This is a genomic window from Streptomyces sp. NPDC001515 (assembly GCF_053597115.1).
This window is the reverse complement of sequence record NZ_JBSFHN010000001.1, coordinates 468523-493976: the sequence shown is the minus strand read 5'-3', so window position 1 is coordinate 493976 and position 25454 is coordinate 468523. Positions and strand designations below refer to the sequence as shown.

Sequence of the window (25454 nt, the reverse complement as noted above, 5' to 3'; positions counted from 1 at the left end):
ACCTGGGGAGCGTCATTCCGGGTGTGCTGGGTACGTTCTTCGTTGGACGGCCAGAGGTGGTGGTGATCACCTCCGGAACCTGGCGGCGGGCCCGGACGTCCTCTCCTGTGACGGCCACGCCCCACCCCCGAGTGGCGAGGTCGCACCACGGACGGCAGGCGCGGCACACGCCCTGCACCTCGCCACGATCCCGACCCGGAACCGGCTCGATTCGGCTCAGCACAGCTCACGCGCGGTACCCACGACCGACCCGTACCCAAAGCTCGATGAGCATGCACGGACAGTGAAGACACGCGCACGTGACGTCACGGGCGCGTGGTGTGATGTGGAACCACGGCGTTCATCGGCGTTCAACGGAAAGGAACGAGCGCTCATGCGCGAGATCCTCGGAAGGCGACGCAGGCTCCGGCCCGGACGCGGAAGCGGGCCGGCCCGGCTCGACGCGGCCCTGACCTGTGCCACCGCTTGGCAGTGGCCCGTGCTCCCCGGTGCGGGGCTCTGGCAGACCTCCGGCCGTGACGAGCGCGGCCGGGCCTGCGCCTGCCCGGATCCCGAATGCGCCGTGCCCGGCGCGCACCCCTTCGACCCCGAACTCCTCGCCGCGACGACCGACGCCCGGATGGTGCGCTGGTGGTGGACGAAGCGGCCGGCCGCGCCGGTCCTGCTGGCCACCGGCGGCCGGGCGCCGTGCGCCCTGAGCCTGCCGGCCGTCGCCGGCGCCCGGGCCCTGGCCGAGCTGGACCGGATGGGCGTGCGGCTGGGGCCGGTCGTGGCCACCCCCACCCGCTGGGCGCTGCTCGTCGCCCCGTACAGCCTGGAACGGCTCGGTGAGCTGCTGTACGCGCAGGACTGGGTGCCCAGCTCGCTGCGGTTCCACGGGGAGGGCGGCTATCTGGTCCTCCCGGCCTCGGTGATCGGGACGGGGCAGGTGCGCTGGGAGCGGGCGCCGGAGCGGGAGGACCGGCGGGGCGCCCGTGGCGGTGCGCGGCCGGCCGGGGCGGCGCCCTGGCTCCCGGACGTGGGCACGGTGCTGGACGCGCTCGTCGAAGCCGGTACCGGAGCCCCGGACGGCGGCAGCCGGCTGTCGTACTGACCGGAGCGGACCGCGCCGAATTCCGTCGTACCGTCAGGAACGGCCCCCCGTCAGGAACGGCCCCCCGTCAGGAACGGCCCCGTCAGGAACGGCCTCCCTCCGGCAGACCACCGCGACCGGGAAATTGAGCAGCGGACGGGGCCGCTTCTGATCTCTTTCTGTTCTTCTTGAAGCGGTTCTTGAGTGGCGTCTTCTCGGTCCGCTTCTTCTTGAGGCGTTTTCCTTACCGAACGCGGTCGGATCTCGTGTACGCCGCGACGGGAACGGGTGAACCGGGCCGGACGAATCGGGCATGCAAAGTCTGCCGGTGCAAAGTCCGCCGGTGCTCCGATTTCTGACGCCTCTTCCGCAGGGCGTTCGCATTGCTGTCGAAGGTCTCTTCGGTTCCCGTCCCCGGGACATTCCGGCCGCAGGGGCTCCCGGTGCTTTCTGTCCGATTCCGAGCGGTCCTGTCGCCGATCGGGCGGGGTGTCGACGCCGAGTCCAACAGTGCTTCGGGAGCGGCGGGTTGACGTCCCGAGGTGGTCGTAGGGCGTCCGGGGCAGCCGGAAGAGTGCGAGGAGCGGAGATGAGGGGGCGGCGCGCCCCGGGTGCGAGCGGGGGCTGCGCGGACAGCGTGCTCCCGGCCTGTGCGCGGCTCGCGCGCCGCCCGGTGCGCCGTGTGTGCGCCGGGTCCGGGCATGAGGATGCCCGATCGCTGGCGACGGGGGATGCACCAGCGACCGGGCTTCTAGAACGGTAACAAGAGATCTGCCGTTCGCAAATTCGATCTCGTGTATTCGGACAGCGATTTACCGGTCGGTACGGGCGACTGTGACGCGAGTCACCGAGTGCGTCCGGCGGGGGTCACTGTCAGCTGAGGGTCACCTGACGGTTGGTGAGCCCGCCGCGTGCCCGGCGCTCCTCCGCGGTGAGCGGCGCGTCCGAGGCGAGCGCCCCGGCCAGCCGCTCCGCGAACGCGGCGGCCGGCTTCTCGCACTCCTCGGCACCCATCGCGCTCGGCAGGTCCCACACCGGGACCATCAGGCCGTGCGCGCGGAAGGAACCGACGAGCCGGGTGCCCTCGCCGAGCGAGGAGCCGCCCGCCGCGTGCAGCCGGGCGAGCGCGTCGAGCAACTGCTCCTCGGGGTGCGGCATGACCCAGCGCAGGTGGTTCTTCTCGGGGGTCTCGCACCAGTAGGCCGCGTCCACGCCGGAGAGCAGCGCGGTCGGGATCGCCGCGTCGTTGGCCCGCTCCAGGGAGGCGGTCACCTCCGCCGTGGCGTTCTCCGCGTCCGGCACCCAGAACTCGAAGCCCTCGTGCACCACCGGCGCGAACGGCGCGTCGGCGTCCAGCAGGTCCTGGAGGCGCGGGCCCTCCTCCGTCACGCGACGCGCCGGCACGGGCGAGCCCGGCTCGGCCTCCAGCGCGCGCTGGAGGGTGTCGGCGAGGTCGCGGCTGAGGTCGCCGGACGAGGTGTCGTTCTGCAGCGCGAGCAGCACGGAGCCGTCGTCGCGGCGCAGCGCCGGCCACGCCATCGGCAGGACCGTCGCGAGCGTCACCGACGGAACGCCGTCGGGCAGCCCGCCCTTGAGGGACAGCTCGACCGTGGCGGCCGGGACCAGCTCGCGCAGGGCGACCCAGTCGCATTCGCCGGTCAGGCCCTCGAAGGGGCGCTGGACCAGCTCGGTGACGGCCTGGGCGGCGGCCCGCCCGTGGCAGGCCTTGTAGCGGCGGCCAGAACCGCACGGGCAGGGCTCACGGGCCCCGACCACCGGGATCTCGCCGTCCTTGAGCTGCTGCTTCCCGGCCTTGGTCTGAGGGCGCTTCTTCGCCATGTGGGCTTTCTCCCGAATGCGACAGTGCGGTCTGGGCCGCGAGTCTATGGGGTTCCTGTCCGCGCTCCCGGGGTGCAGCCGCGTTTGTGCCCGGGGCGGGGTCCACCCGGTCCCCGATCGCCGGATCCTGGGGTGCCGGCTCAGCCCGCGTCGTCGAGGAGGGCGGCGAGGTCGAGCCCGTCCAGACCGGCCACACCCACCGGATCCACGGCGTTGACGCCGTTGTTCATCGCGTGGACGGAGCGGGTCCCGTGCGGACCGGCCGCCCCGGATCCGGCGCTGTGGCGCACCCCCGCGCCCCGACCGCGTCCTTCGCCGCGCGCGCCCCGTTGCGCGCCGGCGCGGCCGTGGCCGCCGTGTCCTTCGTTGACCAGCACCCAGACGGTGACCTCACCGGGGGCGTCGTCCCGTACGCCCCACTCCTCGGCCAGGGCGCTGATGATGTTCAGTCCCCGGCCGCCGCGCGCGGTCACCGAAGGGGTGGCCGGAATCGGCCTGGTGGGACCGCCTCCGTCCGTGACCTCGACGGTCAGTCCGCCGGACCTGTCGACGCACCAGGCCACGCGCACATCGCCGTCGCCCGCCTCGGTCTGCCGTCCCAGCGGCCTGCCGTGCCGACAGGCATTGCTCAGCAGTTCGGAAAGGATCAATACGGCATCGTCGACGACCGTGTCCGACACCCCGTGACTGCGCAACTGCTCACGCATCCGGCGCCGTGCCTGCCCCACGCCCGCAGGGCCATGGGCAACGGCCATGCTCGACGACGTGGGCACTTCCTGTGCCACCACCAACGCCACCCCCGAGACCTCCTTTGCCCCACGCCACGGTGTGGATGCCCTCCCGGACTGGACCGGAAACCGGCCAAAGGCATGCTGGTGACGCACTCGCAACGATTGGGTACGGCCCGAATGCGCCGGTGTACTCCCTGTAACTGATGTTACGAGCGTCCCAGATGTGACAGGACCTGTTTCGGGCGATTGGTGATGATTGCCTCGACACCGAGGCGTACGCAGAGTTCGACGTCCGCGGGTTCGTTCACCGTCCAGACATGGGCGCGGTGGCCGGCGCGGTGCAGGCGCTCGATGTAGCCGGGGTGGCTGCGGACGATCCGCATGCTCGGTCCGGCCACCCGGGCCCCGGCGGGCAGCCGCCCGTCCCGCAGGCGCGGGGAGACGAACTGCATGAGATAGACGGTGGGCAGGTCCGGGGCGGCGGCCTGGATCCGGTGCAGCGAGCGGGCCGAGAAGCTCATGACCCGGATCGGGGAGGGCCCTTCAGCCGGTGGCCGGTCGAGCCCGAACCGCTTGAGGAGGTGCAGCAGCCGCTCCTCGACCTGCCCGGCCCAGCGGGTCGGGTGCTTGGTCTCGACGGCCAGCTGGAGGGGGCGTCCGGCGGCGCGGGTCTCCACGAGGAGTTCGAGCAGCCGCTCCAGGGTGAGTACGGAGGTGAGTTCGCCCGGAACGGGGTCCCAGTCCGGGGACTCCGTCTCGTCCCGGTCCTTCCACGAGCCGAAGTCGAGCGCCGCGAGCTCGCTCAGCTCCAGCGCGGAGACCGCGCCGCGCCCGTTGGACGTACGGTTCACCCGGCGGTCGTGCACGCACACCAGCTGACCGTCCGCCGTCAGCCGCACATCGCACTCCAGGGCGTCGGCACCGTCCTCGATCGCTTTCCGGTACGCGGCCAGGGTGTGCTCGGGGGCGTCGTCCGACGCGCCCCGGTGGGCGATGACCTGGATGGGATGCCGACTGGGGCGCTGCTGCCGTGCTGGGATCACCCGCGCCATGGTGTCACCGGGAGGCGGCGCGTGGGGACACCTTGAGGGGTGGGGCCGTTTTGTCCGATGTAAAGGCTCGTGCGCGGATGCACAGGTCCTGCTTACAGTGGCCTGACGTGCTGTGGGAAAAGCTGTTCCCAGACACGTACACAGCGGATCTCTTGCCGAATCATGACGTGGAACCGAGGAGTAAAGAGCTGTGAGCACAGAGAACGAGGGCAACGAGGGCACCGCGGCCGAGGCCGCCCCGTCCGTACCTCCCGTGCCAGCCGACGCTCCCCGGGCCGCCGCCGACGACGCGCCCGCCGCCTCCCCGCGGCCGGACGCGCCGGCCGAGCGGCAGCCCTCCCCCACGCCGTCTGAGCCTCCGACGGCGCAGCAGCCTCCTGTTCCGCCGTCGGACGCCCCGACGGCCCCGCACTCCGCGGCGCGGCCCGACCCCTCCCCCGGGCAGCCCGCGGCCCCCGTTCCGGACCCGGGAACCGCGCCCACGGCCCCGGTCCCCGGCGCCGTGCCCCCGTATCCGGCACCGCACGCGCCGCAGTCCGCGGCCGACGCCAACTGGCCGCCGCCCCCGCCGGCCGTTCCGGCGTATGCCCAGTCCGCGCAGGGCGGCGGTCCCGTATGGGGCCCGCCCGGGCAGCCGCACGCGGCGCACGCTCCGCGCAAGCGGGGCGCGGGCGGTCTGGTGGCCGCCGTGGTCGTGGCGGCGCTCGTCGCCGGCGGCATCGGCGGCGCGCTCGGCTTCTGGGCGGCGGACAACCGCTCCGACGACACCGGGTCGACGACGGTCTCCGCCACGGGCACCCCGCAGGACCTCAAGCGCGACCCCGGCACGGTCGCGGGCGTCGCCGCCAAGGCGCTCCCCAGCGTCGTCACGATCGACGCCCAGGGCGGCGACGGCGAGGGCGGCACGGGTACCGGCTTCGTGTACGACAAGGAGGGCCACATCCTCACGAACAACCACGTGGTGGCCTCCGCGGCGGACAGCGGTCAGCTCACGGCGACGTTCTCCAACGGCAAGAAGTACGACGCCGAGGTGGTCGGCCGGGCCCAGGGCTACGACGTCGCCGTTCTCAAGCTCAAGAACCCTCCGCAGTCCCTCACCCCGCTGCCGCTGGGCAACTCCGACCAGGTGGCGGTCGGCGACTCGACGATCGCGATCGGCGCCCCGTTCGGTCTCTCCAACACCGTCACCACGGGCATCATCAGCGCCAAGAACCGCCCGGTCGCCTCCGGCGACGGCTCCGGCGGCAGCAACTCGTACATGAGCGCTCTCCAGACCGACGCCTCCATCAACCCGGGAAACTCAGGCGGCCCCCTCCTGAGCGCCGGCGGCGCCGTCATCGGCATCAACTCCGCGATCCAGTCCACCGGCAGCACCGGTCAGAGCCAGGCCGGCTCCATCGGCCTCGGCTTCGCCATCCCGATCAACCAGGCGAAGAACGTCGCCGAGCAGCTCATCAAGACCGGCCAGCCGGTCTACCCGGTCATCGGCGCCACCGTCACGATGGAGGAGAAGTCCGGCGGCGCCGTCATCTCCGACCAGGGCGCCGGCGGCACGGACGCCGTCACCAAGGACGGCCCCGCCGCCAAGGCCGGTCTGCGCGCCGGGGACGTCATCACCAAGTTCAACGACACCGTCGTCGACAGCGGCCCCACCCTGATCGGCGAGATCTGGACCCACAAGCCCGGAGACACCGTCACCCTCACCTACAAGCGCGACGGCAAGACCCACACCGCCCAGGTCACCCTCGGCGAACGCAAGGGCGACAGCTGACCCCTCCCCGGGGGCTCCGCCCCAACCCCCGGGCGCCAACCGTGCGCCCGGCCCGCAGCCGGTAGGCTGTAGCCCGTTCCGCGCCGGGCAGACGGGCGCACGGGGCATGGGTGGGTTGCCCGAGCGGCCTAAGGGAACGGTCTTGAAAACCGTCGTGGCAGCGATGTCACCGTGGGTTCAAATCCCACACCCACCGCAGGCGAGAGGCCCCCGACCAGTACGTATGGTCGGGGGCCGTTGCCATGCCCAGTCCCTGCCGGCCACCGCTCTTTCCCCTGGTTTCCCGGTCCATCGGGCACGGAAGGGGCACGCGGGGGGCACGGCTGGGCACTGCTTTCTGTCGCCGCTGGGGTCCGCCGGTCAGCGGCTGATCGGGATCTCGTAGACGATCTCGCAGTGCGCTGCGGGCACCACAATGTCCGCCGTTTCCACGGGCCGGCCCTCGTCGCTGTAGTACGTCCGCCGGATGTGCGTCACGAGCGCGGCCTTCTGGATGCCGAGTAGCGATGCCTCCTCGGCGGTCGCATGCCTCGGTTCGGGCTGCTCCACCGCATGGCTGACGGTGACTCCGATCGCGGCCATACGGTTCACGACCCCGGCCCCCGCGTGCGGTCCTCCTTCGGGGAGAACGACGAGGGTGCCGCCGGTGACGGCGTACGGCTCCCAACTCGTCGACAGCTGCACCGGCCTGCCGTCCGCCAAGAACTCGTACGTCGTACGGACGCACAGCTCGCCTTCGTCGATCCCGAGCCGCGTCGCGATCTCCGCCGGGGCCGGCACCTTCGCATCGGTCCGGCTCTCCCAGTCGCTCTGTCGGTGAAGGGCCTTCATGTCCTGGCGGAACGGGGATCCGCTGGACTGCTCACGAGCCGACGACCGGACGACTCTCACGCGCTGCCGAGGCTCGGCGACATAGGTCCCCGATCCCGCCCGGCCTTCCAGCACTCCTTGGGAGATCAGCAACTCCTGTGCCCTGCGCACCACGTTCTCGCCCACGCCGCACTCCTGGCCGATCTGGGCGCGCGAGGGGAGGCGGTCACCCGGTTCCCAGACGTGCTCCGCGATGCGCCGCCGGAGTTCGTCGGCGATGCGGAGGTACGGCGGTTGCTCAGACATATGGAAAATCTAGTCCACTAGCTCTAATCTAGTTAACTAGCTTCACTGAACGTGATTGTCGGTAGCGAAGGGTGCGCTGTGTCCGCTTCGGGAGTGACCGCGGCGGTTCTTGCCGCCCGCTTGTCCGCCGCTGGCCTGCGCCCGCGCGTGGAGGAGCACACGCGCTTCACGAGGGTCGAAGCAGAAGTACCGGACACGCTCTCCGCCGATTCATGGCGGGAGGTCCTGGAGGCGGTGGCCGAAGCCGATCGATTCGGCCTCCTGGCCACCAGCTTGAACGGCCGCACCTTATGGGCGGTCGTACGAAAAACGGTCCCCACGACAGGCGACGTCGGGGGACCGGGCTATCAGCGATAGGAGCTGAACAGCATGCTCAACCGTATTCGACATGCCATCTCGCGCACCAGAGCGCGGTGCTTCCCCAACGGCCGGCATCGCCGCCCCTTAACGCCCTCCCGGCCGCCGGCCCCTCTCACCCGCCCCGCGCCCGTTGACGCTTCCACCATCACCCTTGGGCGGGCTCCGGTCGGCACGGTCCACCGGTATCCGCTGAGGGGAGAGGACATCGCGCTTGTCCGTCCGTACCTGCTGGCATGGGAAGAGCGGCGTGCACGGACGCGCACGGTGCTCGTCGCTCCGCACCTGCCGGCTGATGCCCGGTCGGCCCTCGCGGGGGCCCACTGATGCCTCCTCGCCGACAACCGCACCCAGCGAACGCGGCTTCCGTCCCCTACCGCTCGACCGCGTGCCGGATCGGTACGCACCTCTCCTGCATCGAGCCGTTCCCGCCTTCGGCGATGGACGACGTACCGGTGATCTACGAGGTGTGCATCTGCCCGTGCCACTCGACCCCCGGCCCGATCGTGCCCGTGAAGGTGATGGCATGAGGGTCCACGCCTCGGGTGGTGCACTGGCTTCCCCCATCAAGGTCACTGCGGCCACCGTGCAGCGCGGCGACATCATCCAACTCGGCGGGCAGGCTTGCCGGGTGAGTGACCTCGTCCAGCTCTCCCACGGGGCCAAGCAACTTGTCTTCGAGTCGGGCGAACTGCTGGCCATACACGCGCGTACGCGGCTCGACGCCCTGCGACTGCTGAGAAGGCGGTGACCGGCTCCGTGCCCCGACGCCATCACGACATCGCAGACGACCTACGCCACCAGATCACGACGGGCAGCATCAAGCCCGGCGAACGCCTCTCGTCCGAAGCGGGTCTTGCCGCCCGGTACAGGGTCAGCACGGTCACCCTGCGACGCGCTCTCGCCGTGCTCCAGGGCGAAGGACTCGTCGAGAAGATCCACGGCAAGGGCAACTACGTCCGTCACCCCCGCCGCAAGACCATGTACGTCGGTGGCTGGGGCACGCTCGACCCCTGGACCGCCGCTGAGCCAACGTTGCGCATCACGGTCCGCAGCACCACGGTTCCGGCCTCCGCGCCCCTGGCGACGTTGCTGAAGGTCCCCGTGGGCAGCCCTCTCGCCGAATACACCTGCCTCAGCCTCGAACAGGGCTCGCCGCATGGCCTGGCCCGCATCTACATCCCGCGCGACCTGGCCCCGAACGGAGTCCTCGACGACAACCCCATGTGCCGGGAGGCAGCCACGCGATTCGCCATCCTCGGCCCGCCGCCGGCCACCGTCCGAGAGACGGTCTGCGCCCGCTCTCCCACCCCAGACGAAGCGTCGGTCCTCCGGATCGGAAACACCATGGCCGTTCTCGCGATCACGCGCATCGCCACCGACGTCACCGGCCGCGTCGTTGAAGCCGCACTCCTGGCCTTTCCGGGAGACCGGGTCGACGCCGTCTTCACCGCCCACCACGTGATCAATGAGAGGCCCATTCAAGGATGACGACGAACGAACTTCGGCTCCTCCCGTGGTCGGGTTCGGGGGGCAAACCCTGCTACCTGAGCACCGACGACCCGGACAGCTACATGTCCCGCCTTGCGGACAACATCGAAGCGATCCAACTTGGGGCGGCACGTGAGCTGTTGGACGAGGCATCAGAAGCCCTCGGCGATCAGGACATGTCCCTCGACGATATGCAGTGCCTGGTCGGGGAAATGACTGGGGCGCTGCGGGACATTCTCCGCGTTGCAACGAGCCGTGGCCGCCTCCGGGCAACTGGCGAGCCGAGTGAGCCCGCCCGCTGACCTACGGCCCTGCCGAACTGCGCAGCAAAGAGAGGCCCATGGCTCTGACAAGGTCAGGTGCTACGGGCCTCTGGCCGTGCCGACTGAATTCCACCAACCTTGGGCGGCCTGAGGACTGCTTCGTCCCGAAGCAACTCAGGTGGCCCCCAAAATTGTCCGCTGCTGTGCGTCGCGGTAGTCACGCTGTTAGGCACTCAGTTTGCCCGGCCCGACCTGCTCTGAGTGGCGAGGCAGCCGGCCCGTGTCGCACCCCGGGTCCATGCCTTTACCGTGCGGACGACCTCACCGCTGAGCAGACTATGCCTTCTGGTCCGTAGCTCTAGCCGGATCGGTCAGCGACGGCCATACCGGCTGCTACGAGGTCCTAGATGGACGTTAGCGGGCGGGGCCGGCTGCTGTAGTTGCGGTACCTCGCTGCTGTACCGCTGGCTGTGAGACAGAACGCGAGAAGGGTCGCCGCGTCCTTATAAGCACCAACGACCTTGGCCGACGTCGGCGAAACGAGCACGATCACGACGATGACCGTGATCACTACAAGTTGCTGACGCGGGTTTGACACGCAGCGCTCGGGAAGGGGCAAACTCATGTTGAACCTCCGGGTTCGGTTGCCCACCTGCCGCTCGGCCTGCCAGCATGCGCGGTTAGGTGGGCCTCTTCGTGACCTGAGGAATGCTAGCCGGCACGCGGCGAGGGCTAGAGGCCCTGCAATCACTCTCGGATGTAAAGCCACTTGACGCTGTCACCCTGCGTAGTCGCTAAGTTGATCCCGAGGTCATCTTGGCGAGGCCGATTGCGCCATCACCGCGCAATGGAACCACCCAGATCTACAACGGGTAAACGGCTCGGATTGGCTGGAAGTGACAGGGCGGGTGTCTGACCTGTGGCTGTGTAATCGATCAACGTCGCGACCTGCGACTTAGTCGTCGGTGGTTGTCAGCGTTGGTCCCCGTTGGGCACCCTCAGACGGCCCCGAGGCGGTCCCAGCGCGTGAGTGGCGCTGTAGTCTGTCCGCGTCGTCGGTTGAGGCTAGGGGCGGGAGCTTGGGGTTCGATTCCCCTTGCAGCCCTCCTCGTGCTCGTCTCGGTCGCAGCAGTTGCCCGGTTCATGATTCTGGTCCTAGGAACTACAACGCCAGGAACGCAAGGGTCCGCTTCGAGTCGAGGGGAGAACAACCATGAGTAACGCGCGAAAGTCTGTTTTGGCCGTATTGCAAGTGGCCGCGACGGTCGCCGAGGAATCTGCAGCTGGGCTGCTGCTCCTCGCCTGAGCTGACGAATCAAGGCCCTGACGTCTTTGAGGCGTGCAGGGCCTTCGTGCTGTCGGAGAACGACGTCAGGTCGACGGAGTCTCAATGGTCGAGTCAAGCTCGCGGGGCGCCACCCATCGATCGAGGGTGGCGCCCTGCCTGGGACAGGTTCGAGCCTCATCCTCATCAGGTCGGTTCGACCCTCGCGCTGGACCTGATCAACATGGAGTGCGACCAGACAGCGCCGGTTCGAGAGTCCGCGACCCACCGCGTGGAGTCGTAGCTGTTGGTGTCAGCAGTTGATGTCACTCAATCGTCCGACGCTGGACACCCGCGGAGATGCTGGTGTACGTCGTCGTGAATCGTTCGCTGATCACCAGCACGAGGATGAGCACAATCAGGGCCACGATGAACCACGTGGCCTGCCGCAGCACGCTCGTCAGGCTGTCGCCATTGATGACGCAGGCCAAAACGAAGGCCGCTGCGAACAGCGGTTCTTTGCGGCTGTCAGTGTGGCGTGCGACAGTACGGAGAAGGTGGGCGCCATTAAGTGCCGCCCCACCGAGATCCGGGATGAACATGTTTCCTCCGGTTCTTGAAGGGCACGCCCGAAGCATCTTCCCCAAGAGGCGGGCGTGCCCTTCGGTTTGGTCCTCCTACGCTATGGCACGGCACCGACAAACTGTGACGCCGACCGAGTTGTCGTTCTCGACGTCGGAGATGTCGTTCACCTCGAAGTCGGGCGCGGACCCAGATTCCGTTGCGACATCACGCGAGGCCCTGACCAGCCGCGATACACGGGCACCTCGACGCCATATCACACGGGTATGGCAACTGACGTGCCATCATCCCTGCAAACCCAGTGTCTCCTGGCCTTATGTCCCCATGATGGCGCATTTGTCGCGTGATCAGGCTCACATGATTATTGGGCGCCGCATCCGACGAACCTCACCCACCACTCCCCCCGGCTCCCATCCCGTCCGCCTTCGACCCACACACCGTGGAGCGGGCGTGGTTCAGGGCGTCAAGGTGGAGCGCGCCACTGTACGAACGACCTTGACGCCCTGGGCCGCGACTGCTCGGCTTTGCCTGGGTCGAAGGTGGTCGGGATGGGAGCTCCACGACGCTCGCCACGCTCCGGCCGGCACTCGCGAACGGCGCCTCTCCCATCCCGGAGTCTGAGCGCCCCCGCCGGAGGCATGTGTTGAAGCCGCGGGCTTGGGTTCTCGTCTCATGCCCCCGGGCCTATCCAGTTGTGGGCGCGCGTCGGCGGCGGCAGCGCCGAGCGGGCCGAAGGCAGGAGCGCGGGCGCAGCCAGAGCCGGGAAGCGCGCCCGGCGGAGCGGAGCGTAGCCGGGTGCCTTGATGAAGTAGAGAAAGTTTTATCCCGCTGGGATGAGCTGCTTGCCGTCGTGGCTTCGCACGTGGGGGCCGTTGCCGTCCAAGGCGTCCAGGAGGCGGATCGCGTAGACCTCGGACATGCGGGCGCTGACCTCGTTGGATGTGAGCCAGGAGACGGCTGTCGTCTCGCTTGATGTGCGCTCGGTGCCGCCGGAGGGCTTGCAGCGGAAGACCAGGGCGACGATGCCTCGGGTCGTGTTCTTGTAGACGCCGGTGAGCTGGTCCACCTCGACGTGGATGCCTGTCTCTTCCCAGACCTCGCGGGCGACGCCGGCCTCGGGGGTCTCGTTGAGTTCGAGAATGCCGCCGGGGAGCTCCCAGGTGCCGTTGTCGGCTCGGCGGATCGCCAGGAGGCGGCCGTCCTCGCGCACCACTACTCCGGCTACGGAGACGGAGTGCAGGGGAGGGGGCGTCGCTTCCTGTGGTTGACTCATGTAGAGGAGCATAGGAGGCAGGGAAGGACTATGGGAACTGCGGCGGGAGGGGCCGGTTCCGGTCCTCGGTATGTGCAGATCGCTGATGAGCTCGTGCAGCAGATCCGGGCGGGGGTTCTCAAGGCCGGCGACATGGTGCCGAGCGAATCCGAGCTGGTGGACCGCTATGGAGTCTCCGGCGGGACGATCCGTAAGGCCATGGTCGAAGTACGGGCGAGTGGGCTCGTCGAGACCCGGCACGGCAAGGGCTCGATCGTGAAGAACCGGCCCCCCGTAAGGCACCGCTCCTCCGATCGCTTCCGGCGTTCGCTCCGGCAGGGTGGGCAGGCTGCCTATCTCGCGGAATCCGCGCAGTCCGGCGCCACAGCAAAGGTCAGCGTCCTCTACATCGGGCCCATGGACGCGCCCGAGGACGCCGCCGAGCGCCTGGGCGTCCCTGCTGGTACGCAGGTGCTGGCCCGTCGACGCCTCTACTTCCGTAACGGCACCCCGGTGGAGACCGCCTCGTCCTATCTGCCCTGGGACGTGGTGAAGGAGATCCCGGAGCTGTTCGCCGAGAACCCCGGGGGCGGTGGCATCTACGCCCGACTCGAAGACCATGGGCATGAGTTCGCGGAGTTCGTCGAGACACTGCAAGCGCGCCCGGCCTCGAAGTCGGAGGCGTCGGAACTGGCGCTCAGCCCGGGTGCGCCCGTGGTTCACCTGATCCGGGAGGCCCGTACGACTGCGGGGCGGGTGGTCGAGGTGTGCGACACGCTCATGGCTGCTGACCAGTTCGTTTTCGAGTATCGGATCCCGGCCGGCGACTGACGCCCGCTCAACTTCCCGCAACCCGTCGTAAGTTCTTCTTCGCGGCGGGTTGACTCATGTACAGGAGTGATGCACTCTTCTTCATGTCACTCATATACATGAGTGGCAAAGTTTGGCATCTATAGAGGAGTGATCTGCTGTGCGTCAGATTCCCGTCGACACCTCCGGCGCGGTCGTGATGGTCGCCAAGACTCCGCAGGTCAAGGTGCGTGACCGCCGTACCGGTGAGGTCGCCACCGACATGGAGACCGGTGCCCAGCTCATGACGGTGGACGTGATGTTCGCGGCGAACGAGGAGGTGGAGATCCTGTCCGTCACCGTTCCGGAGCCCGGGATCAGCGGTGAGCTGTCCATGGGCACACCGGTCGCGCTCACCGGCCTGGTCGCCCGCCCCTGGGAGAACGACTTCAACGGCCAGCGGCGGCACGGCATCGCGTTCCGCGCGGTCGCGGTCACCTCGCTCGCGGACGTCGCCGCCGCAGGGGCGAAGGCGGCCTGATCATGACCGTATTCATGGTCACGGCCGCTCTGGCGCTGGTCGTCGCCGCCGTGGGGCTCCTGCGATGGCGACGCCCCGCCTGGTACTGGCTGGCCTTCGGGGTCACTCTGGCCGCGCTGCGGGTCCTGGTCCGGTACCGCTCGGTCATGGACGCGTGCGGGTTGACCGTGCCGCCGGCGCGGTGGCGGTTAGCCCTGGCTCGGGCCACCAGTCGGCCGATTCCTGAGCCCCGCCCGCCGCGCATACGACGACTGCGCCCCACTCGCACCGGCCTGGTCCTGCGGCTCAAGCTCCGTCCCGGGCAGGACGTCTTCGATATCGCGGCGGCCTCGGACCGGCTTCGGCATTCGTTCTCGATGTTCGGCGTCACCTCGCGGGAGGTGCGCTCCGGTGTCGTCGAAGTACGGATGACCGGATACGACGTGCTCAAGCGGGTGCAGATGCCTGCTGAGACGGAGACTCGGACGATGCGGGTGCCGGTCGCCCTGCGGGAGGACGGGGCGGTGCACTACCGCGACTACCGGGCGATACCTCACGCCCTCACCCTCGGTGCCACGGAGTCCGGCAAGTCCGTCTACCAACGCAACCTGGTCGCCGGCCTCGCTCCCATGGACGTCGCCCTCGTGGGCATCGACTGCAAGCAGGGGGTCGAACTCTTCCCGCTGGCCCGCCGGTTCTCCGCGCTGGCCGACAGCCCGGACGCGGCTGCCGAACTCCTCGATGCACTCGTGGCGCGGATGGCGGACGTCTACCGCCTCATCCGTACCCAGCAGCGCATCACCGTCGATGTGCCGGACGCGGAGATCGCCGCCGACATCTGGGACCTGCCTGATGAGCTCCGCCCGACACCGGTGGTCGTTCTGGTCGATGAAGTAGCCGAACTCGCTCTGTACGCAACGAAGGAGGAGGAGAGGCGGCGGGACCGCATCATCACCGCCCTGGTCCGTCTCGCGCAGCTCGGCCGCGCGGCCGGCATCTACCTCGAAATCTGCGGACAGCGCTTCGGCTCCGAACTCGGCAAGGGCATCACGATGCTCCGCGCCCAACTCACCGGCCGCACCGCCCACCGTCTCAACGATGAGACCTCCGCCAACATGGCCTTCGGCGACATCGCCCCGGACGCAGTCCTCGCCGCCATCCAGATTCCCGCCGACCGGCGAGGGCTCGCCATCGCCGGAGACGCCTCCGGCGGTTGGCACCGCATCCGCGCTCCGCACACCTCGCTCCGCCAGGCCGTGAACCTCTGCAACCGGTACGCCGACAGGACCCCGGACCTTCCCGAGCTGGCTTCCTTCCGGCCTGCCACGGCCGGTACCGCAACCGAGCTTGTGCCACCGGCGACGGCCTCATCGGCCACCGCCTGATCTCTCCCACACCCACCCGGTAGGCGCGACCGTCTTCGCGCCAGGTCCCTACCACCGCCATGCCCAGAGAAGGGAGAACCGCTATGTGCCCCGACTGCGAGGACTTCGCCCGGACCGTCCTTCTGCTCGGCCAACTCGCCCTGTACGCCGAGATGGGCGGTGCCGACCTCGACTTCGTGGACGTCGTCAGCCCGTCCCTCGCCGTGTCGCTGCCGGAGCCGCCGCCTGACCTGTTCCCGGATGACTCCGACTCCGCTGAGGACTCCTGATGGGCGCCCGGCACGGTCTCCGGGTCGACGCGGTGTTGATCCAGGCGGTCATCGCCGGAGCCCTGTCCTTCGCTCACCTGCACGACCTGGCCGCTGCTGCTGGACAGGACGGCTGGAAGGCGTGGGCCTACCCGGTCAGCGTCGACCTGCTCCTTGTCGCCGCCTGGCGTCGGCTGCGCAGTGAGGGTCCGTCCCGGCTGGCCTGGTGCTGGTTCCTGGTCGCCCTGTTCGCCTCGCTCGGTGCCAACGTCGCCACCGCCGGGTTCCTCGACCTGGCCGACCCGCCGGCCCCGCTCCGGCTCGGCATCGCCGGATGGCCTGCACTCGCCTTTCTCGGTGGCACTCTCCTCGCCCATTCGTCGGGGGAGCCGGAGCAGGTTCCGTCAGCCGACGTCACGAAGACCGAGGACGCCGAGTCGGTGCGTACGCCTGAGGCCGTCCCGGTCCCATCGTCACCCGACGAACCCCCTGCGATTACGGCCCTGTCCTCGCCCCCGGTCCCGTCCCCGGATCCGCCCGTTCCAGCCGTGCTGATCGAACACGCCCGCAAGGTCGCCGACGAGTACCGCACCCGCACCGGATCGCCGATCGACACCGACACCCTCCGCTCCCGCCTCGGCGTTCCGCCCCACCTCGCGGACGCCATCGCCGCCCGCCTCAGCTGACCGCAAAGGAGAACCGAGATGACCCACGATCCCGCCGATCTGACCGTGGACGACTACCTCGACGGAGCACGTGAGATGGCGGTGGCCGGACGCCCCTTGCTCGCCCACCTGCTTGCCGAGGAAGCCGCACGGCGCGTCGACGACCCGGCCACCGCCCGCAGCATCCGAGCCCAGTACACCGACCCGACGACCGACAGGGGCTGATCGGCATGCCCGCCCGCCACAGCTTCCACTCCGTGATGCGTATCGGTCCCGTGCAGATCGGCACCCACCGCGACCGCGCCGGCCGCACCGCCCACGCCGCCGTCTGCACTGCCGACCGCTGCGGCTGGTCCGCCGACTACTCCAGCCGGACCGCCGCTCAACTCGCCGCCCGTACCCACCGCTGCACCGTCCGTTAGGAGAAAGCGTCCATGGACGTCCCCCTCTGGATCGCCCTGCTGGTCGTCGGCTACCTCGGCATCAAGCTTTTCCGTCCGCCGGTGTGGCTGATCTGCGTGCTCCTCCTCGGCGGCTACCTCCTCGCCGACAGCCTCTTCGCTTCCGTCATCGACACCGCCGTCAAGTAGCCCGCGCCCGGGAAGGAGAACCACCCATGTTCCAGCCCAAGATCCCGACCATGCCGCAGCCCTCGGGCCTGGTCACCCCGCCCGCTGTCGTCCAGCCGACCACCATCACGCCGGGCACGGCTGCTCCGGCACCCGCCGCCGCCCCTGCGCCGTCCCGTCCGGTCGTCCAGCTCACCCCGGGCACCGCGCTCGCACTCGTCGGCGCCGGCATCGCCGTGGTCCTGATCGTCGGCACCGTCCTGGTCTCGCTGCTCCTGGCGGTCGCCGTCACCAGCGCCTCGGTCGCCGTCTGCGCGGTCGTCCTGCGCTCGCTGATCGCGTCCGACGCCAAGCGCCGCTGACCGGCCCCGGGCGGCCTCGATACCGCCAAGCATCCGCCGCCCGGGAGCCGTCCCCACCGATCGATCTCGCAACCGGAAGGAACCCCCAGCATGGCCCACCGGGCCTCACCCACGACACAGAAGCCGTCCATGCCCGCCCCACGACTCGACCCGGCCGTCCTCGGGGACGTCCTCCGGGTGGCCTCGGCCTCCGACTACATCCGCTGGGAGGACCAGATCCGCCGCACCGGCGGCTGCGCCGACCCCGTCCACCTGAGCGGCTGGGTAACCCACAAGGACAAGACCACCGGCGAGACCCTGCACCGCTACTCGACCGCGTACGAGCCCGGCGGGCGCCTCCGTATCGCCTGCGGCAACCGCCGAGCCTCCCGCTGTCCCTCCTGCGCCTGGACGTACGCGGGCGACACCTACCACCTGATCCGCGCCGGCCTCGCCGGAGACGACCGCCGCGACATCACCGCCGCTGTCCGCGACCACCCGCGCGTCTTCGCCACCCTCACCGCGCCGTCCTTCGGCCCCGTCCACAACCGCCCCGACCGGGGCACTTGCCGGTGTGGCGCCGCGCACCCCTCGGACTCCGGTGACCTGGGCACCGCCCTTGATCCGGAGACCTACGACTACGCGGGCGCCGTGCTCTTCAACAACCATGCCGGGGAGCTCTGGCAGCGTTTCACCACCCGACTCCGCCGCGAACTCGGCGTCCGTGCGGGCATCCGGCGCCGCGAGCTGGGCGACCATCTCCGCGTCTCCTTCGGCAAGGTTGCCGAATTCCAGAAGCGCGGAGCTCTTCACTTCCACGCCGTCGTACGCCTCGACGGTCCGGAGGGACCTCGTACGCCGCCGCCCTCTTGGGCCACGGCCGATCTCCTCACCGACTCGATACGCGCCGCAGCCGCGCACTCGTACACGTCGGTATCGGTCCCGGCTGCCGGTGGAGAACCGTCCCGGACGTTCCGATGGGGCCGACAGCTTGACGTTCGCCCGATCAAGGCCTTCGGCGAAGGTTCAGATGTCACCGAACAGGCAGTCGCGTCGTACGTAGCCAAGTACGCGACCAAAGCCGCGGAGAACACCGGCACCCTGGACCGCCGCATCGGAGAACTTGCCGAACTCGACCGCCACCGCGTTCCTGATCACACCCGTCGGCTCATCACCGCATGCCGTGAACTCGACAGCATCTATCCGGACCGGCGCCTCTGGGCCTGGGCGCACATGCTCGGTTTTCGCGGACACTTCTCGTCCAAGTCCCGCACCTACTCGACCACCCTCGGCGCCCTTCGCCAGGAACGTGCCGACTACCGCGCAGCGCAGGAAGCGACCGTCCTCGGCCTGGCAGACCGTGAACCGGACACCGTCCTCGTCATGACGGACTGGCAGTACCTCGGCCACGGGCACACCCCTGGTGAAGGGGCTCTAGCCGCCACCATCGCCCGTGACCTCCAGACCAACCGCGAGACCGCACGCGACGCGCTGAAGGGGCTCACCGCCAACGAGGGGGAGCGGTGACCGTGGCGGATCGACTGCTCACCGTGAATCAGGTCGCCGAACGCCTCGGCACCGGCCTCCGCTTCCCTCGCCGGCTCATCGAGGAACGCCGCATCACGTTCGTCAAGGTCGGTCGACACGTCCGCATCCCCGAGAGCGCCGTGGAGGATTACATCAGTGCCCACACGGTGGCGCCGGTCGTCCTGCGGCCCGCCTCGGCGTACTCGTACCGGAGGGCCGCCTGATGGCCGCCAAACGCAAGTCCCGCCGCGCCTTCGGCCGGATCCGGAAGCTGCCGTCCGGCCGGTTCCAGGCTCGGTATCCGGGGCCTGACGGCGTGCTGCGGCCCGCTGATCAGACGTTCGCGACGACCACGGACGCCGATCGCTGGCTGGTACGGAAGCGCATCGAGATGGAGGAGGGCCGCTGGCTCGACCCCGCCGAGGGACAGACCACTGTGCGCGATTGGTCGGCACGATGGCTCGCCGCGGTCTCCCCACAGCTCAAACACAAGACACAGGCGTCGTACCGGTCCCTGATCAACTCGCTGATCGTTCCGGCGCTCGGTGATCGTGAGCTGTCCAGCCTCCGGTCGATCACTGTCGTCGAGTGGGTCGGTGCGATGAAGACCCGTGGTCTCAGCGCCTCGCGGATCAGGCAGGCGTACCGAGTGCTCTCGCAGATCATGCGAGCGGCTGTCGACAACGAGATGATCGGGCAGACGCCGTGCAGGGGTGTGAAGCTGCCTCGCATGCCGCAGACCGAGCCGCACATCCTCACCCCGATGGAAGCCTCACGGATCGTGCGGAGCGCGACGAAACCGCATGACCTGCTGATTTCCTTGCTCGCCTACGCGGGGCTGCGGGTCGGGGAGGCGTTCGCGCTGCGGCGGGCGGACATCGATGTGTCCGGCGGCCTGGTCCTCGTCGATGAGAACCTGGCCGAAGCGAACGGCACCCTCGTCTTCGACACCCCCAAGTCCCATCAGAAACGTGTCCTGCGGATCGGACCGTCACTCGCGGCGCGGATCGGCCGGCACCTGGAGAAGGTGCCCGGCGGGGAGGACGCTCTCCTCTTCGTCACGCCCGGCGGTAAGCCTCTGCGCTACAACCAGTGGCGCAAGGCGTACTTCGATCCCGCCGTGGCGGCGGCGGGGCTCACTGACGTCACGCCGCACGATCTCCGCGCCTCACACGGCACATGGGTGGCCGATCGGTACGGCGTTATGACCGCCGCCCACCGGCTCGGACACTCGAACGCGAGCGTGACCACTCGCCACTACGCCCGGCCGGTCGCCGGTCGGGATGAGCAAGTAGCGGAAGCGTCGGACTTCTGGCTCAACGGGCACGATCACAAGCGGACAGACAGAGGGCCCGAGGACGGTGACGGATCCACTTCTGTCTGAACGTCGACGGGTTTGTAGGGGTGTCTCGTGAAGAGGCGCCCCTACTCCTCTTTGGTCTCCAGCTCTGTCGTGCGGCCCTTTCCCCAAGCCGTGAGCCAGCGCGAGTCCGCGTCGAAACCGTCGGGACGCTGGTGACCACAGGCCGCCGTGCGCCCTTCCTGGTCGATGACCTCGGCGCTGAAGCCGGCATTCACCCACACGCTGATGCCTTGGTCATGAATCACGACGTTGAACGGCGCTTCCTCAGCATCCGCCTCGGTCACAACGGTGAACACCTCGCCAGGGCGCATCCAATGATCCGTTCCCCATGGCTCAACCCATACGCACAACAGGCTGTCCGTCTCGTTACCCACGCTCGTTCTTGGCACATCAGGAAGCTACCGACCGCATCATCGGTTGGACAGAGCCGATCAGCTGGACGGTCTCGGTTGGGACGCGGAGAAGCTGCCGGACGTGCTTGTCATGCGTAGGGGGCACGCAGGGGGCACGGTGAAAATGACGAGGGCTCCGGCGCTGCGCTATGGCCCCTCTGAGCTGCGGCGGAAGCCGCCGATCATCCGTCCGCCAAAAGGTCTTGAAAACCGTCGTGGCAGCGATGTCACCGTGGGTTCAAATCCCACACCCACCGCAGGCGAACGGCCCCCGACCAGGACGTATGGTCGGGGGCCGTTGCCGTGCCCGGTCCCTGGCGGGCGCCGCTGGTCTCGCTGGTTTCCCGGTGCGGGCGTCTCCCTTGGGAGCCGGGGTGGTTGATGGGGGGCCGATAGGGTCGTGGACATGGGGGATGTGAGGAGTCGGGCGTGTGTGTGGTGCGAGAAGTCGTTTACGCGGCGTTCGATGTGGCGGGCGAAGCGGTACTGCAAGCGGCGGCACCAGTGGGTGCACTACGGCGCGTTGTTGGTGGGCGCGGTGCTTTCGTGAACGGTCGGGGCGGGCCGGGCGGGGGCGTTTGCGGGGTGGGTGGGGGTTTTTAGGATGGGGTGGGCGGAGTCGTAGCGCAGAGGTCGTCGCGCGCGGTCTCCAAAACCGTGAGGACGCCGGTTCGAATCCGGTCGGAATCGCCTGGAGCGGCCCCTGACCGGGGAATCGGTCGGGGGCCGTTCGTTCGTGTGCCGTGGGCCGTCAGGTCGGGGGCGCGCAGCGGGGGGTGGTGAGGCGGGCGGCGGAGGCGATGGTGGCGCGGGCCTCGGGTTCCGGGAGGCCGGTGCGGACGGCGGCACGGGTGAGGGCGTCGGCGAGGGCGTCGCCGAAGCCGTGTTCGTAGGCGCGGCAGGCGGCCCAGAAGAGCCGGGTGTTGCGCTGGCCGCGGTGGGCGGCGAGGACGAAGCGGACGAGGCCCCGGCCCTGGTCGGGGTGATCCGTCGTGGCGGTGCGCGGGCGGGGTGGCGGCGTGAGGAGCTGGAGGAGGGCGTCGGGGCAGGGGGTCGGCGGGAGGGTGCCGGTGCCGGGGACCAGGCGGTAGGCGCCGCGGGCGGTCAGGGAGCCGGGGCCGACGAGGTAGCCGCCGGAGCCGCGGACGTCGATGCCGGGGGCCAGCCGGCCGGCCGAGTTGGGCACCGTGACGTCCGGCGGGCCGGAGAGCCAGAGGTGCCGGCCGCCGCTGGGCGTGAGCACCGTGACGGTCGGGGGCAGGGTGAACAGGTGCTCCAGGGCGAGGTGGCGCAGGGCGGCGGCGGAGTCGTGCCGGCCGGTGGCGTCGATGTCGAGGTCGATGCCGATGAGATGGTGCGGCGCCCGTCCGCAGGCGATGCCGTAGCCCGTGGCCCAGGGGGCGGCGGCGAACAGGGCGCGGACCGCCGCGGGGTCGGTGGTCGCGTCGTGGACGCCGTGCCCGGGGCGGCCGCAGGCGCCGCGGCAGGTGGCGGGACCGGTCCGGTCGCGGTGCGGGGAGCGCAGGGCGGGGAGTTTGTTCGCGGACAGCGGGATGACGGGGAGCCCGTGCTCGGCGGCGGAGAGCGCGTGGGCCAGGGCCAGGGTGGCGGTTCGCCGGTCGAAGGTGGCCATGGATTCATTTTCGTACGTGCGTTCGAGTATGGGAAGGGGGGAGGGGTGCCGAGGCATTCGGGGGGTGGGGCCGCGCCGGTGGCCTAACGCTTCTTCGCTTGGGGGGTACGGGGTCTGGGCGGGGGATCCGGGTGTCCGGAAGGTTGTGACGCCTGAGGGTTTGGCGGTTCTTCGTCACGCTTGCGGGGGAATCGCGGAAGGCGGGTGGTTCGCCGGGGCGGCCCTGGGCAGCACTGTTGGCGCGACGTCGCGACTCACCCGGGGCGGTCGGCCAACCGGCCCGGGGCCAGCCTTACTTCCGGTTTCTGGAGGAAAAACATGGCACGCATCCGTACCGCTCGCGTTTTCGCCGCCGCGGCCGCTCTGCCGCTCGCCGCCGTGCTGCTCGGCGGTGTGGCCCAGGCCGACACCGGCGCGATCGCGAACGACGGATCCAACGCGGGGGTGGCCACGATCGGCAGCAGCGGCGACAACTTCGGGAACGCGTCCACCTCGCAGCAGCAGGCCATCGGCCTGGGCGCCTCGAACACGAGCAACTCCGCGCAGGTGAACGGCTCCGCGTTCACCTGGATCGACCAGTCCGACCACAGCGTGACGGTGAACTTCACGCCTCTCTGGTGAGCCACCGCCTGGCGCGGCCCGGTCGGGGGGCCGGACCGCGGCCGGGGGGAAGCGGGGTCGGGTCTGCGCATCGCCGCTTCGGTGGCGGTGCGCGGACCTGTGTCAGGGCTCCGGATCGCGTCCCGGGGGTCCAGGTCCTGGGTGTGGAGCCGCGTCCGAGGTTCCGGGTTGTGGGTGTGGGTCCGTGTCCCTGGGCTCCCGAACCTGGTCGCGGATCTGCGTTCGGGGTTCCGGATCGTGGGTGTGGGTCTGTGTTCGGGGTTCCGGATTGTGGGTGTGGGTCTGCGTTCGGGGCTCCAGGTGCTGGGCCCGGAGCCGGGCCCGGGTTGCGGATTCCGCCTCGTGTGCGTTCCGTCTTGACGTCGACGGCAATCTGACGGACAGTCAGAAACCCTGATTCTCGCGTCCGTTCCCGGGAGGCAGTCGACGTGCACCTGGCCCCGACCGCACGCCAGCAGGCGCTCCGCGCCGAACTCCGCGCGTACTTCCGCGAGGTGATGCCCGGCCCGGGGGGCGCCCCCGGTGGCCGCGCCGTCCCCGACCAGGACCCCGAGGCCCAGCGGCTGCTGCTGCGGAGGATCGGTTCCGACGGGATGCTGGGGCTCGGCTGGCCCGTGGAGTACGGCGGGCAGGGCCGGGGCGCGGACGAGCAGTTCGTGTTCTTCGACGAGGCGTACCGGGCCGGCGCCCCCGTCTCCATGGTCACCCTCAACACCGTCGGCCCCACGCTCATGAAATACGGCACCGAGGAGCAGAAGGCGTACTTCCTGCCGCGCATCCTGGCCGGTGAGACCGTCTTCGCCATCGGCTACAGCGAGCCGGAGGCCGGTACCGACCTCGCCGCGCTGCGCACCAGGGCCGTACGCGACGGCGACTCCTGGACCATCGACGGGCAGAAGATCTTCACCAGCAACGCGCAGAACGCGGACTGGATCTGGCTCGCCTGCCGCACCGACCCCGAGGCCCCCAAGCACCGGGGCATCTCGATCCTGCTCGTACCGACCGACGCGCCCGGGTTCTCCTGGACCCCCATCGAGACCGTGGGCGGGCTCACCACCACCGCCACCTACTACGACGGCGTCCGCGTCCCGGCCACCGCGCTGGTCGGGGCCGAGAACGGCGGCTGGGGGCTGATCACCAACCAGTTGAACCACGAGCGCGTCGCGCTCGCCGCGATCGGGATGCAGGCCGAGGACGTCTACGCCGCCGCCCTCGCCTTCGCCCGCACCCCCGACCCGGTGACCGGACGCCGCCCCGCCGACGAACCGTGGGTGCGCTCCCGGCTGGCCGAGGCGCACGCCCGGCTCGCGGCGACCCGGCTGCTCAACTGGCGGCTCGTCGGCGCGGTGGGCGCGGGCGCGCTGGCCCCCGGTGACGCGAGCGGGGTGAAGTTCGCCGGGACCGAGAGCGCCGTCGAGGTCTACCGGATGTGCCAGGAGATCACCGGCGACGCCGGTCTCGTCCGGGCCGGTTCGCCCGGCGTCTTCGGGGACGGGGAGCTGGAGCGGATGAACCGGGCGGCGCAGATCAACACCTTCGGCGGCGGGGTCAGCGAGGTCCAGCGCGAACTCGTCGCCACGATGCGGCTCGGGATGAAGGGGGGAAAGCGGTGACGGACGGTGCGGAGGGGATTCCCGCGGCCGGTGGGCCCCGGCCCGGGGACACGGACGCGTTGTACGTACGGCTCAAGGCGTACGAGGGGCGGCCGGCCGCCGAGGCCGGTGTCGGCAAGGACCGGGTCAACGAACCGATGATCCGGCACTGGTGCGAGGCGATGGGGGACGCGCACCCCGCGTACACCGGGCCGGACGCCGTCGCCCCGCCCGCCATGCTCCAGGCGTGGACCATGGGCGGGCTCTCGGGGCACACCGACCGGAGCGGGGCGTACGACGCGCTCTTCGGGCTCCTCGACGGCGCGGGCTACACCTCGGTGGTCGCGACCGACTGCGAGCAGGAGTATCTGCGCCCGCTGCGCCCCGGCGACCTGATCACCTTCGACGCGGTGATCGAATCGGTCTCGGAGCGCAAGACGACGAAGCTCGGCACGGGGTATTTCGTCACCACGCGCATGGACGTCCGGGCCGAGGGCGAGCCCGCCGGGACGCACCGCTTCCGCATCCTCAAGTACCGCCCGGCGCACCGGAATCCCCGGCCCGGCGCCACGGCCGCCCCGAAGACGGTCCCGCAACGCTCGCGCCCCGTGATCAATCGCGACAACGCCGGTTTCTGGGAGGGCGTCGCCGCGCACCGGCTGCTGATCCAGCGCTGCACGGCCTGCGAAACGCTCCGTTTTCCCTGGCTGCCGGGGTGCAACGCCTGTGGCGGGGCGGACTGGGACACGGTCGACGCCTCGGGCGAGGGGACCGTCTTCAGCCATGTCGTCATGCACCATCCGCCGTTTCCCGCGTTCAGCGAGAACGGTGAGGGCGGACCGTACGCCGTGGCGCTGATCGAACTGGCCGAGGGCGTCCGGATCGTCAGCAATGTGGTGGGGGTGCCGTTCGACAAGGTGCGGGTGGGGATGGCGGTGCGCCTGGAGTTCCTGCGCACGGACCCCGAACTGGTGCTTCCGGTCTTCCGGGGAAGCGAGGGCTGACATGGATTTCTTCCG

30 protein-coding genes and 1 tRNA gene are annotated in these 25454 nt (G+C 69.8%); 23 read left to right on the top strand and 8 right to left on the bottom strand.

The genetic code is table 11. The features are described from left to right. Positions 1-373 precede the first annotated feature (373 nt). Complete coding sequence (locus ACWCXC_RS02255; RefSeq protein ID WP_450886074.1) at positions 374-1093, top strand: bifunctional DNA primase/polymerase; 720 nt, start codon at positions 374-376, stop codon at positions 1091-1093. Positions 1094-1945: 852 nt separating this feature from the next. Here the strand turns inward: ACWCXC_RS02255 and ACWCXC_RS02250 are convergent. The 3 genes from ACWCXC_RS02250 to ACWCXC_RS02240 all read right to left on the bottom strand — a co-directional run bounded on the left by ACWCXC_RS02250 (position 1946) and on the right by ACWCXC_RS02240 (position 4694). Next, the gene (locus tag ACWCXC_RS02250; protein ID WP_450682463.1) at positions 1946-2911 is read right to left on the bottom strand and encodes a DUF5926 family protein; all 966 of its coding nucleotides are present in this window, start codon (positions 2909-2911) and stop codon (positions 1946-1948) included. 140 nt (positions 2912-3051) lie between these two features. Further along, positions 3052-3618 carry an ATP-binding protein gene (locus ACWCXC_RS02245; RefSeq protein WP_450886397.1) on the bottom strand — a complete coding sequence of 189 codons (567 nt, stop codon included), beginning with the start codon at positions 3616-3618 and terminating at the stop codon, positions 3052-3054. A gap of 230 nt (positions 3619-3848) precedes the next feature. Next, entirely contained in the window at positions 3849-4694 is an 846-nt protein-coding gene (locus ACWCXC_RS02240) for a glycerophosphodiester phosphodiesterase (protein WP_450682462.1), read from the bottom strand. 190 nt (positions 4695-4884) lie between these two features. Here ACWCXC_RS02240 and ACWCXC_RS02235 point away from each other — a divergent pair, with 190 nt between their 5' ends. Both ACWCXC_RS02235 and ACWCXC_RS02230 read left to right on the top strand, forming a co-directional pair. Continuing rightward, positions 4885-6465: a trypsin-like peptidase domain-containing protein gene (locus tag ACWCXC_RS02235; protein WP_450886071.1), complete on the top strand. Its 1581-nt coding sequence runs from the start codon at positions 4885-4887 to the stop codon at positions 6463-6465. Positions 6466-6574: 109 nt separating this feature from the next. Beyond that, positions 6575-6661 (top strand) — tRNA-Ser (locus tag ACWCXC_RS02230). Positions 6662-6825: 164 nt separating this feature from the next. Here ACWCXC_RS02230 and ACWCXC_RS02225 read toward each other — a convergent pair. Then, positions 6826-7581: a GntR family transcriptional regulator gene (locus ACWCXC_RS02225; protein WP_450886069.1), complete on the bottom strand. Its 756-nt coding sequence runs from the start codon at positions 7579-7581 to the stop codon at positions 6826-6828. A gap of 78 nt (positions 7582-7659) precedes the next feature. Here ACWCXC_RS02225 and ACWCXC_RS02220 point away from each other — a divergent pair, with 78 nt between their 5' ends. From ACWCXC_RS02220 to ACWCXC_RS02200, 5 genes are all read left to right on the top strand, one after another. Beyond that, positions 7660-7938, top strand: a complete 279-nt coding sequence (locus ACWCXC_RS02220) for a hypothetical protein (protein WP_450886067.1) — start codon at positions 7660-7662, stop codon at positions 7936-7938. Positions 7939-7950: 12 nt separating this feature from the next. Further along, a complete protein-coding gene (locus tag ACWCXC_RS02215) occupies positions 7951-8265 on the top strand; it encodes a hypothetical protein (RefSeq protein WP_450886065.1) in 315 nt (104 codons plus the stop codon). Between the two features lie 199 nt (positions 8266-8464). Beyond that, on the top strand, positions 8465-8689 hold the full coding sequence (locus ACWCXC_RS02210; protein ID WP_450886063.1) for a hypothetical protein: 225 nt from the start codon (positions 8465-8467) through the stop codon (positions 8687-8689). Then, positions 8686-9429, top strand: coding sequence for a GntR family transcriptional regulator (locus tag ACWCXC_RS02205; protein ID WP_450886061.1), 744 nt, complete (start codon positions 8686-8688; stop codon positions 9427-9429). Before ACWCXC_RS02210 ends, ACWCXC_RS02205 begins: the two co-directional genes overlap by 4 nt. Then, positions 9426-9731, top strand: a complete 306-nt coding sequence (locus ACWCXC_RS02200) for a hypothetical protein (protein WP_450886059.1) — start codon at positions 9426-9428, stop codon at positions 9729-9731. Before ACWCXC_RS02205 ends, ACWCXC_RS02200 begins: the two co-directional genes overlap by 4 nt. A 1551-nt stretch (positions 9732-11282) precedes the next feature. On the opposite strand, the gene ACWCXC_RS02195 is transcribed toward ACWCXC_RS02200, so the two are convergent. After that, positions 11283-11558 carry a hypothetical protein gene (locus ACWCXC_RS02195; protein ID WP_450886057.1) on the bottom strand — a complete coding sequence of 92 codons (276 nt, stop codon included), beginning with the start codon at positions 11556-11558 and terminating at the stop codon, positions 11283-11285. A gap of 800 nt (positions 11559-12358) precedes the next feature. Further along, positions 12359-12823, bottom strand: a complete 465-nt coding sequence (locus ACWCXC_RS02190; protein WP_450886055.1) for an NUDIX hydrolase — start codon at positions 12821-12823, stop codon at positions 12359-12361. A gap of 18 nt (positions 12824-12841) precedes the next feature. Between ACWCXC_RS02190 and ACWCXC_RS02185 the strand changes: the two genes are divergently transcribed. From ACWCXC_RS02185 to ACWCXC_RS02130, 12 genes are all read left to right on the top strand, one after another. Beyond that, positions 12842-13621: a GntR family transcriptional regulator gene (locus ACWCXC_RS02185; RefSeq protein WP_385108701.1), complete on the top strand. Its 780-nt coding sequence runs from the start codon at positions 12842-12844 to the stop codon at positions 13619-13621. A gap of 139 nt (positions 13622-13760) precedes the next feature. Continuing rightward, entirely contained in the window at positions 13761-14120 is a 360-nt protein-coding gene (locus ACWCXC_RS02180; protein ID WP_450886053.1) for an SCO3933 family regulatory protein, read from the top strand. A 2-nt stretch (positions 14121-14122) separates the two neighbouring features. Continuing rightward, positions 14123-15484: an FtsK/SpoIIIE domain-containing protein gene (locus ACWCXC_RS02175; protein ID WP_450886051.1), complete on the top strand. Its 1362-nt coding sequence runs from the start codon at positions 14123-14125 to the stop codon at positions 15482-15484. Positions 15485-15567: 83 nt separating this feature from the next. Then, entirely contained in the window at positions 15568-15753 is a 186-nt protein-coding gene (locus ACWCXC_RS02170; protein ID WP_450886049.1) for a hypothetical protein, read from the top strand. Continuing rightward, positions 15753-16418: a DUF2637 domain-containing protein gene (locus tag ACWCXC_RS02165; RefSeq protein ID WP_450886047.1), complete on the top strand. Its 666-nt coding sequence runs from the start codon at positions 15753-15755 to the stop codon at positions 16416-16418. Before ACWCXC_RS02170 ends, ACWCXC_RS02165 begins: the two co-directional genes overlap by 1 nt. Positions 16419-16436: 18 nt before the next feature. After that, positions 16437-16622 (top strand): hypothetical protein, encoded by a 186-nt coding sequence (locus ACWCXC_RS02160; RefSeq protein WP_450886045.1) that lies wholly within the window; start codon positions 16437-16439, stop codon positions 16620-16622. Positions 16623-16627: 5 nt separating this feature from the next. After that, entirely contained in the window at positions 16628-16819 is a 192-nt protein-coding gene (locus ACWCXC_RS02155; protein ID WP_450886043.1) for a mobile element transfer protein, read from the top strand. Between the two features lie 12 nt (positions 16820-16831). Beyond that, positions 16832-16987, top strand: a complete 156-nt coding sequence (locus ACWCXC_RS02150) for a hypothetical protein (RefSeq protein ID WP_010060553.1) — start codon at positions 16832-16834, stop codon at positions 16985-16987. A gap of 26 nt (positions 16988-17013) precedes the next feature. Then, positions 17014-17328 carry a SpdD-like protein gene (locus tag ACWCXC_RS02145; RefSeq protein ID WP_450886041.1) on the top strand — a complete coding sequence of 105 codons (315 nt, stop codon included), beginning with the start codon at positions 17014-17016 and terminating at the stop codon, positions 17326-17328. A gap of 90 nt (positions 17329-17418) precedes the next feature. After that, complete coding sequence (gene repSA, locus ACWCXC_RS02140; RefSeq protein ID WP_450886039.1) at positions 17419-18834, top strand: replication initiator protein RepSA; 1416 nt, start codon at positions 17419-17421, stop codon at positions 18832-18834. Continuing rightward, on the top strand, positions 18831-19058 hold the full coding sequence (locus tag ACWCXC_RS02135; protein WP_450886037.1) for a helix-turn-helix domain-containing protein: 228 nt from the start codon (positions 18831-18833) through the stop codon (positions 19056-19058). The genes repSA and ACWCXC_RS02135 overlap by 4 nt, the downstream gene beginning before the upstream one ends. Then, on the top strand, positions 19058-20218 hold the full coding sequence (locus ACWCXC_RS02130; RefSeq protein WP_450886035.1) for a tyrosine-type recombinase/integrase: 1161 nt from the start codon (positions 19058-19060) through the stop codon (positions 20216-20218). The genes ACWCXC_RS02135 and ACWCXC_RS02130 overlap by 1 nt, the downstream gene beginning before the upstream one ends. A gap of 41 nt (positions 20219-20259) precedes the next feature. On the opposite strand, the gene ACWCXC_RS02125 is transcribed toward ACWCXC_RS02130, so the two are convergent. Then, positions 20260-20571, bottom strand: coding sequence for a hypothetical protein (locus tag ACWCXC_RS02125; RefSeq protein ID WP_450886033.1), 312 nt, complete (start codon positions 20569-20571; stop codon positions 20260-20262). A gap of 769 nt (positions 20572-21340) precedes the next feature. Then, the gene (locus ACWCXC_RS02120) at positions 21341-22222 is read right to left on the bottom strand and encodes a bifunctional DNA primase/polymerase (RefSeq protein WP_450886031.1); all 882 of its coding nucleotides are present in this window, start codon (positions 22220-22222) and stop codon (positions 21341-21343) included. A gap of 318 nt (positions 22223-22540) precedes the next feature. Between ACWCXC_RS02120 and ACWCXC_RS02115 the strand changes: the two genes are divergently transcribed. The 3 genes from ACWCXC_RS02115 to ACWCXC_RS02105 all read left to right on the top strand — a co-directional run bounded on the left by ACWCXC_RS02115 (position 22541) and on the right by ACWCXC_RS02105 (position 25439). Further along, the gene (locus ACWCXC_RS02115) at positions 22541-22843 is read left to right on the top strand and encodes a hypothetical protein (RefSeq protein WP_450682459.1); all 303 of its coding nucleotides are present in this window, start codon (positions 22541-22543) and stop codon (positions 22841-22843) included. A gap of 428 nt (positions 22844-23271) precedes the next feature. Beyond that, a complete protein-coding gene (locus ACWCXC_RS02110; RefSeq protein WP_450886028.1) occupies positions 23272-24456 on the top strand; it encodes an acyl-CoA dehydrogenase family protein in 1185 nt (394 codons plus the stop codon). Then, the gene (locus ACWCXC_RS02105) at positions 24453-25439 is read left to right on the top strand and encodes a bifunctional MaoC family dehydratase N-terminal/OB-fold nucleic acid binding domain-containing protein (protein WP_450886026.1); all 987 of its coding nucleotides are present in this window, start codon (positions 24453-24455) and stop codon (positions 25437-25439) included. Before ACWCXC_RS02110 ends, ACWCXC_RS02105 begins: the two co-directional genes overlap by 4 nt. Positions 25440-25454: the final 15 nt, after the last annotated feature.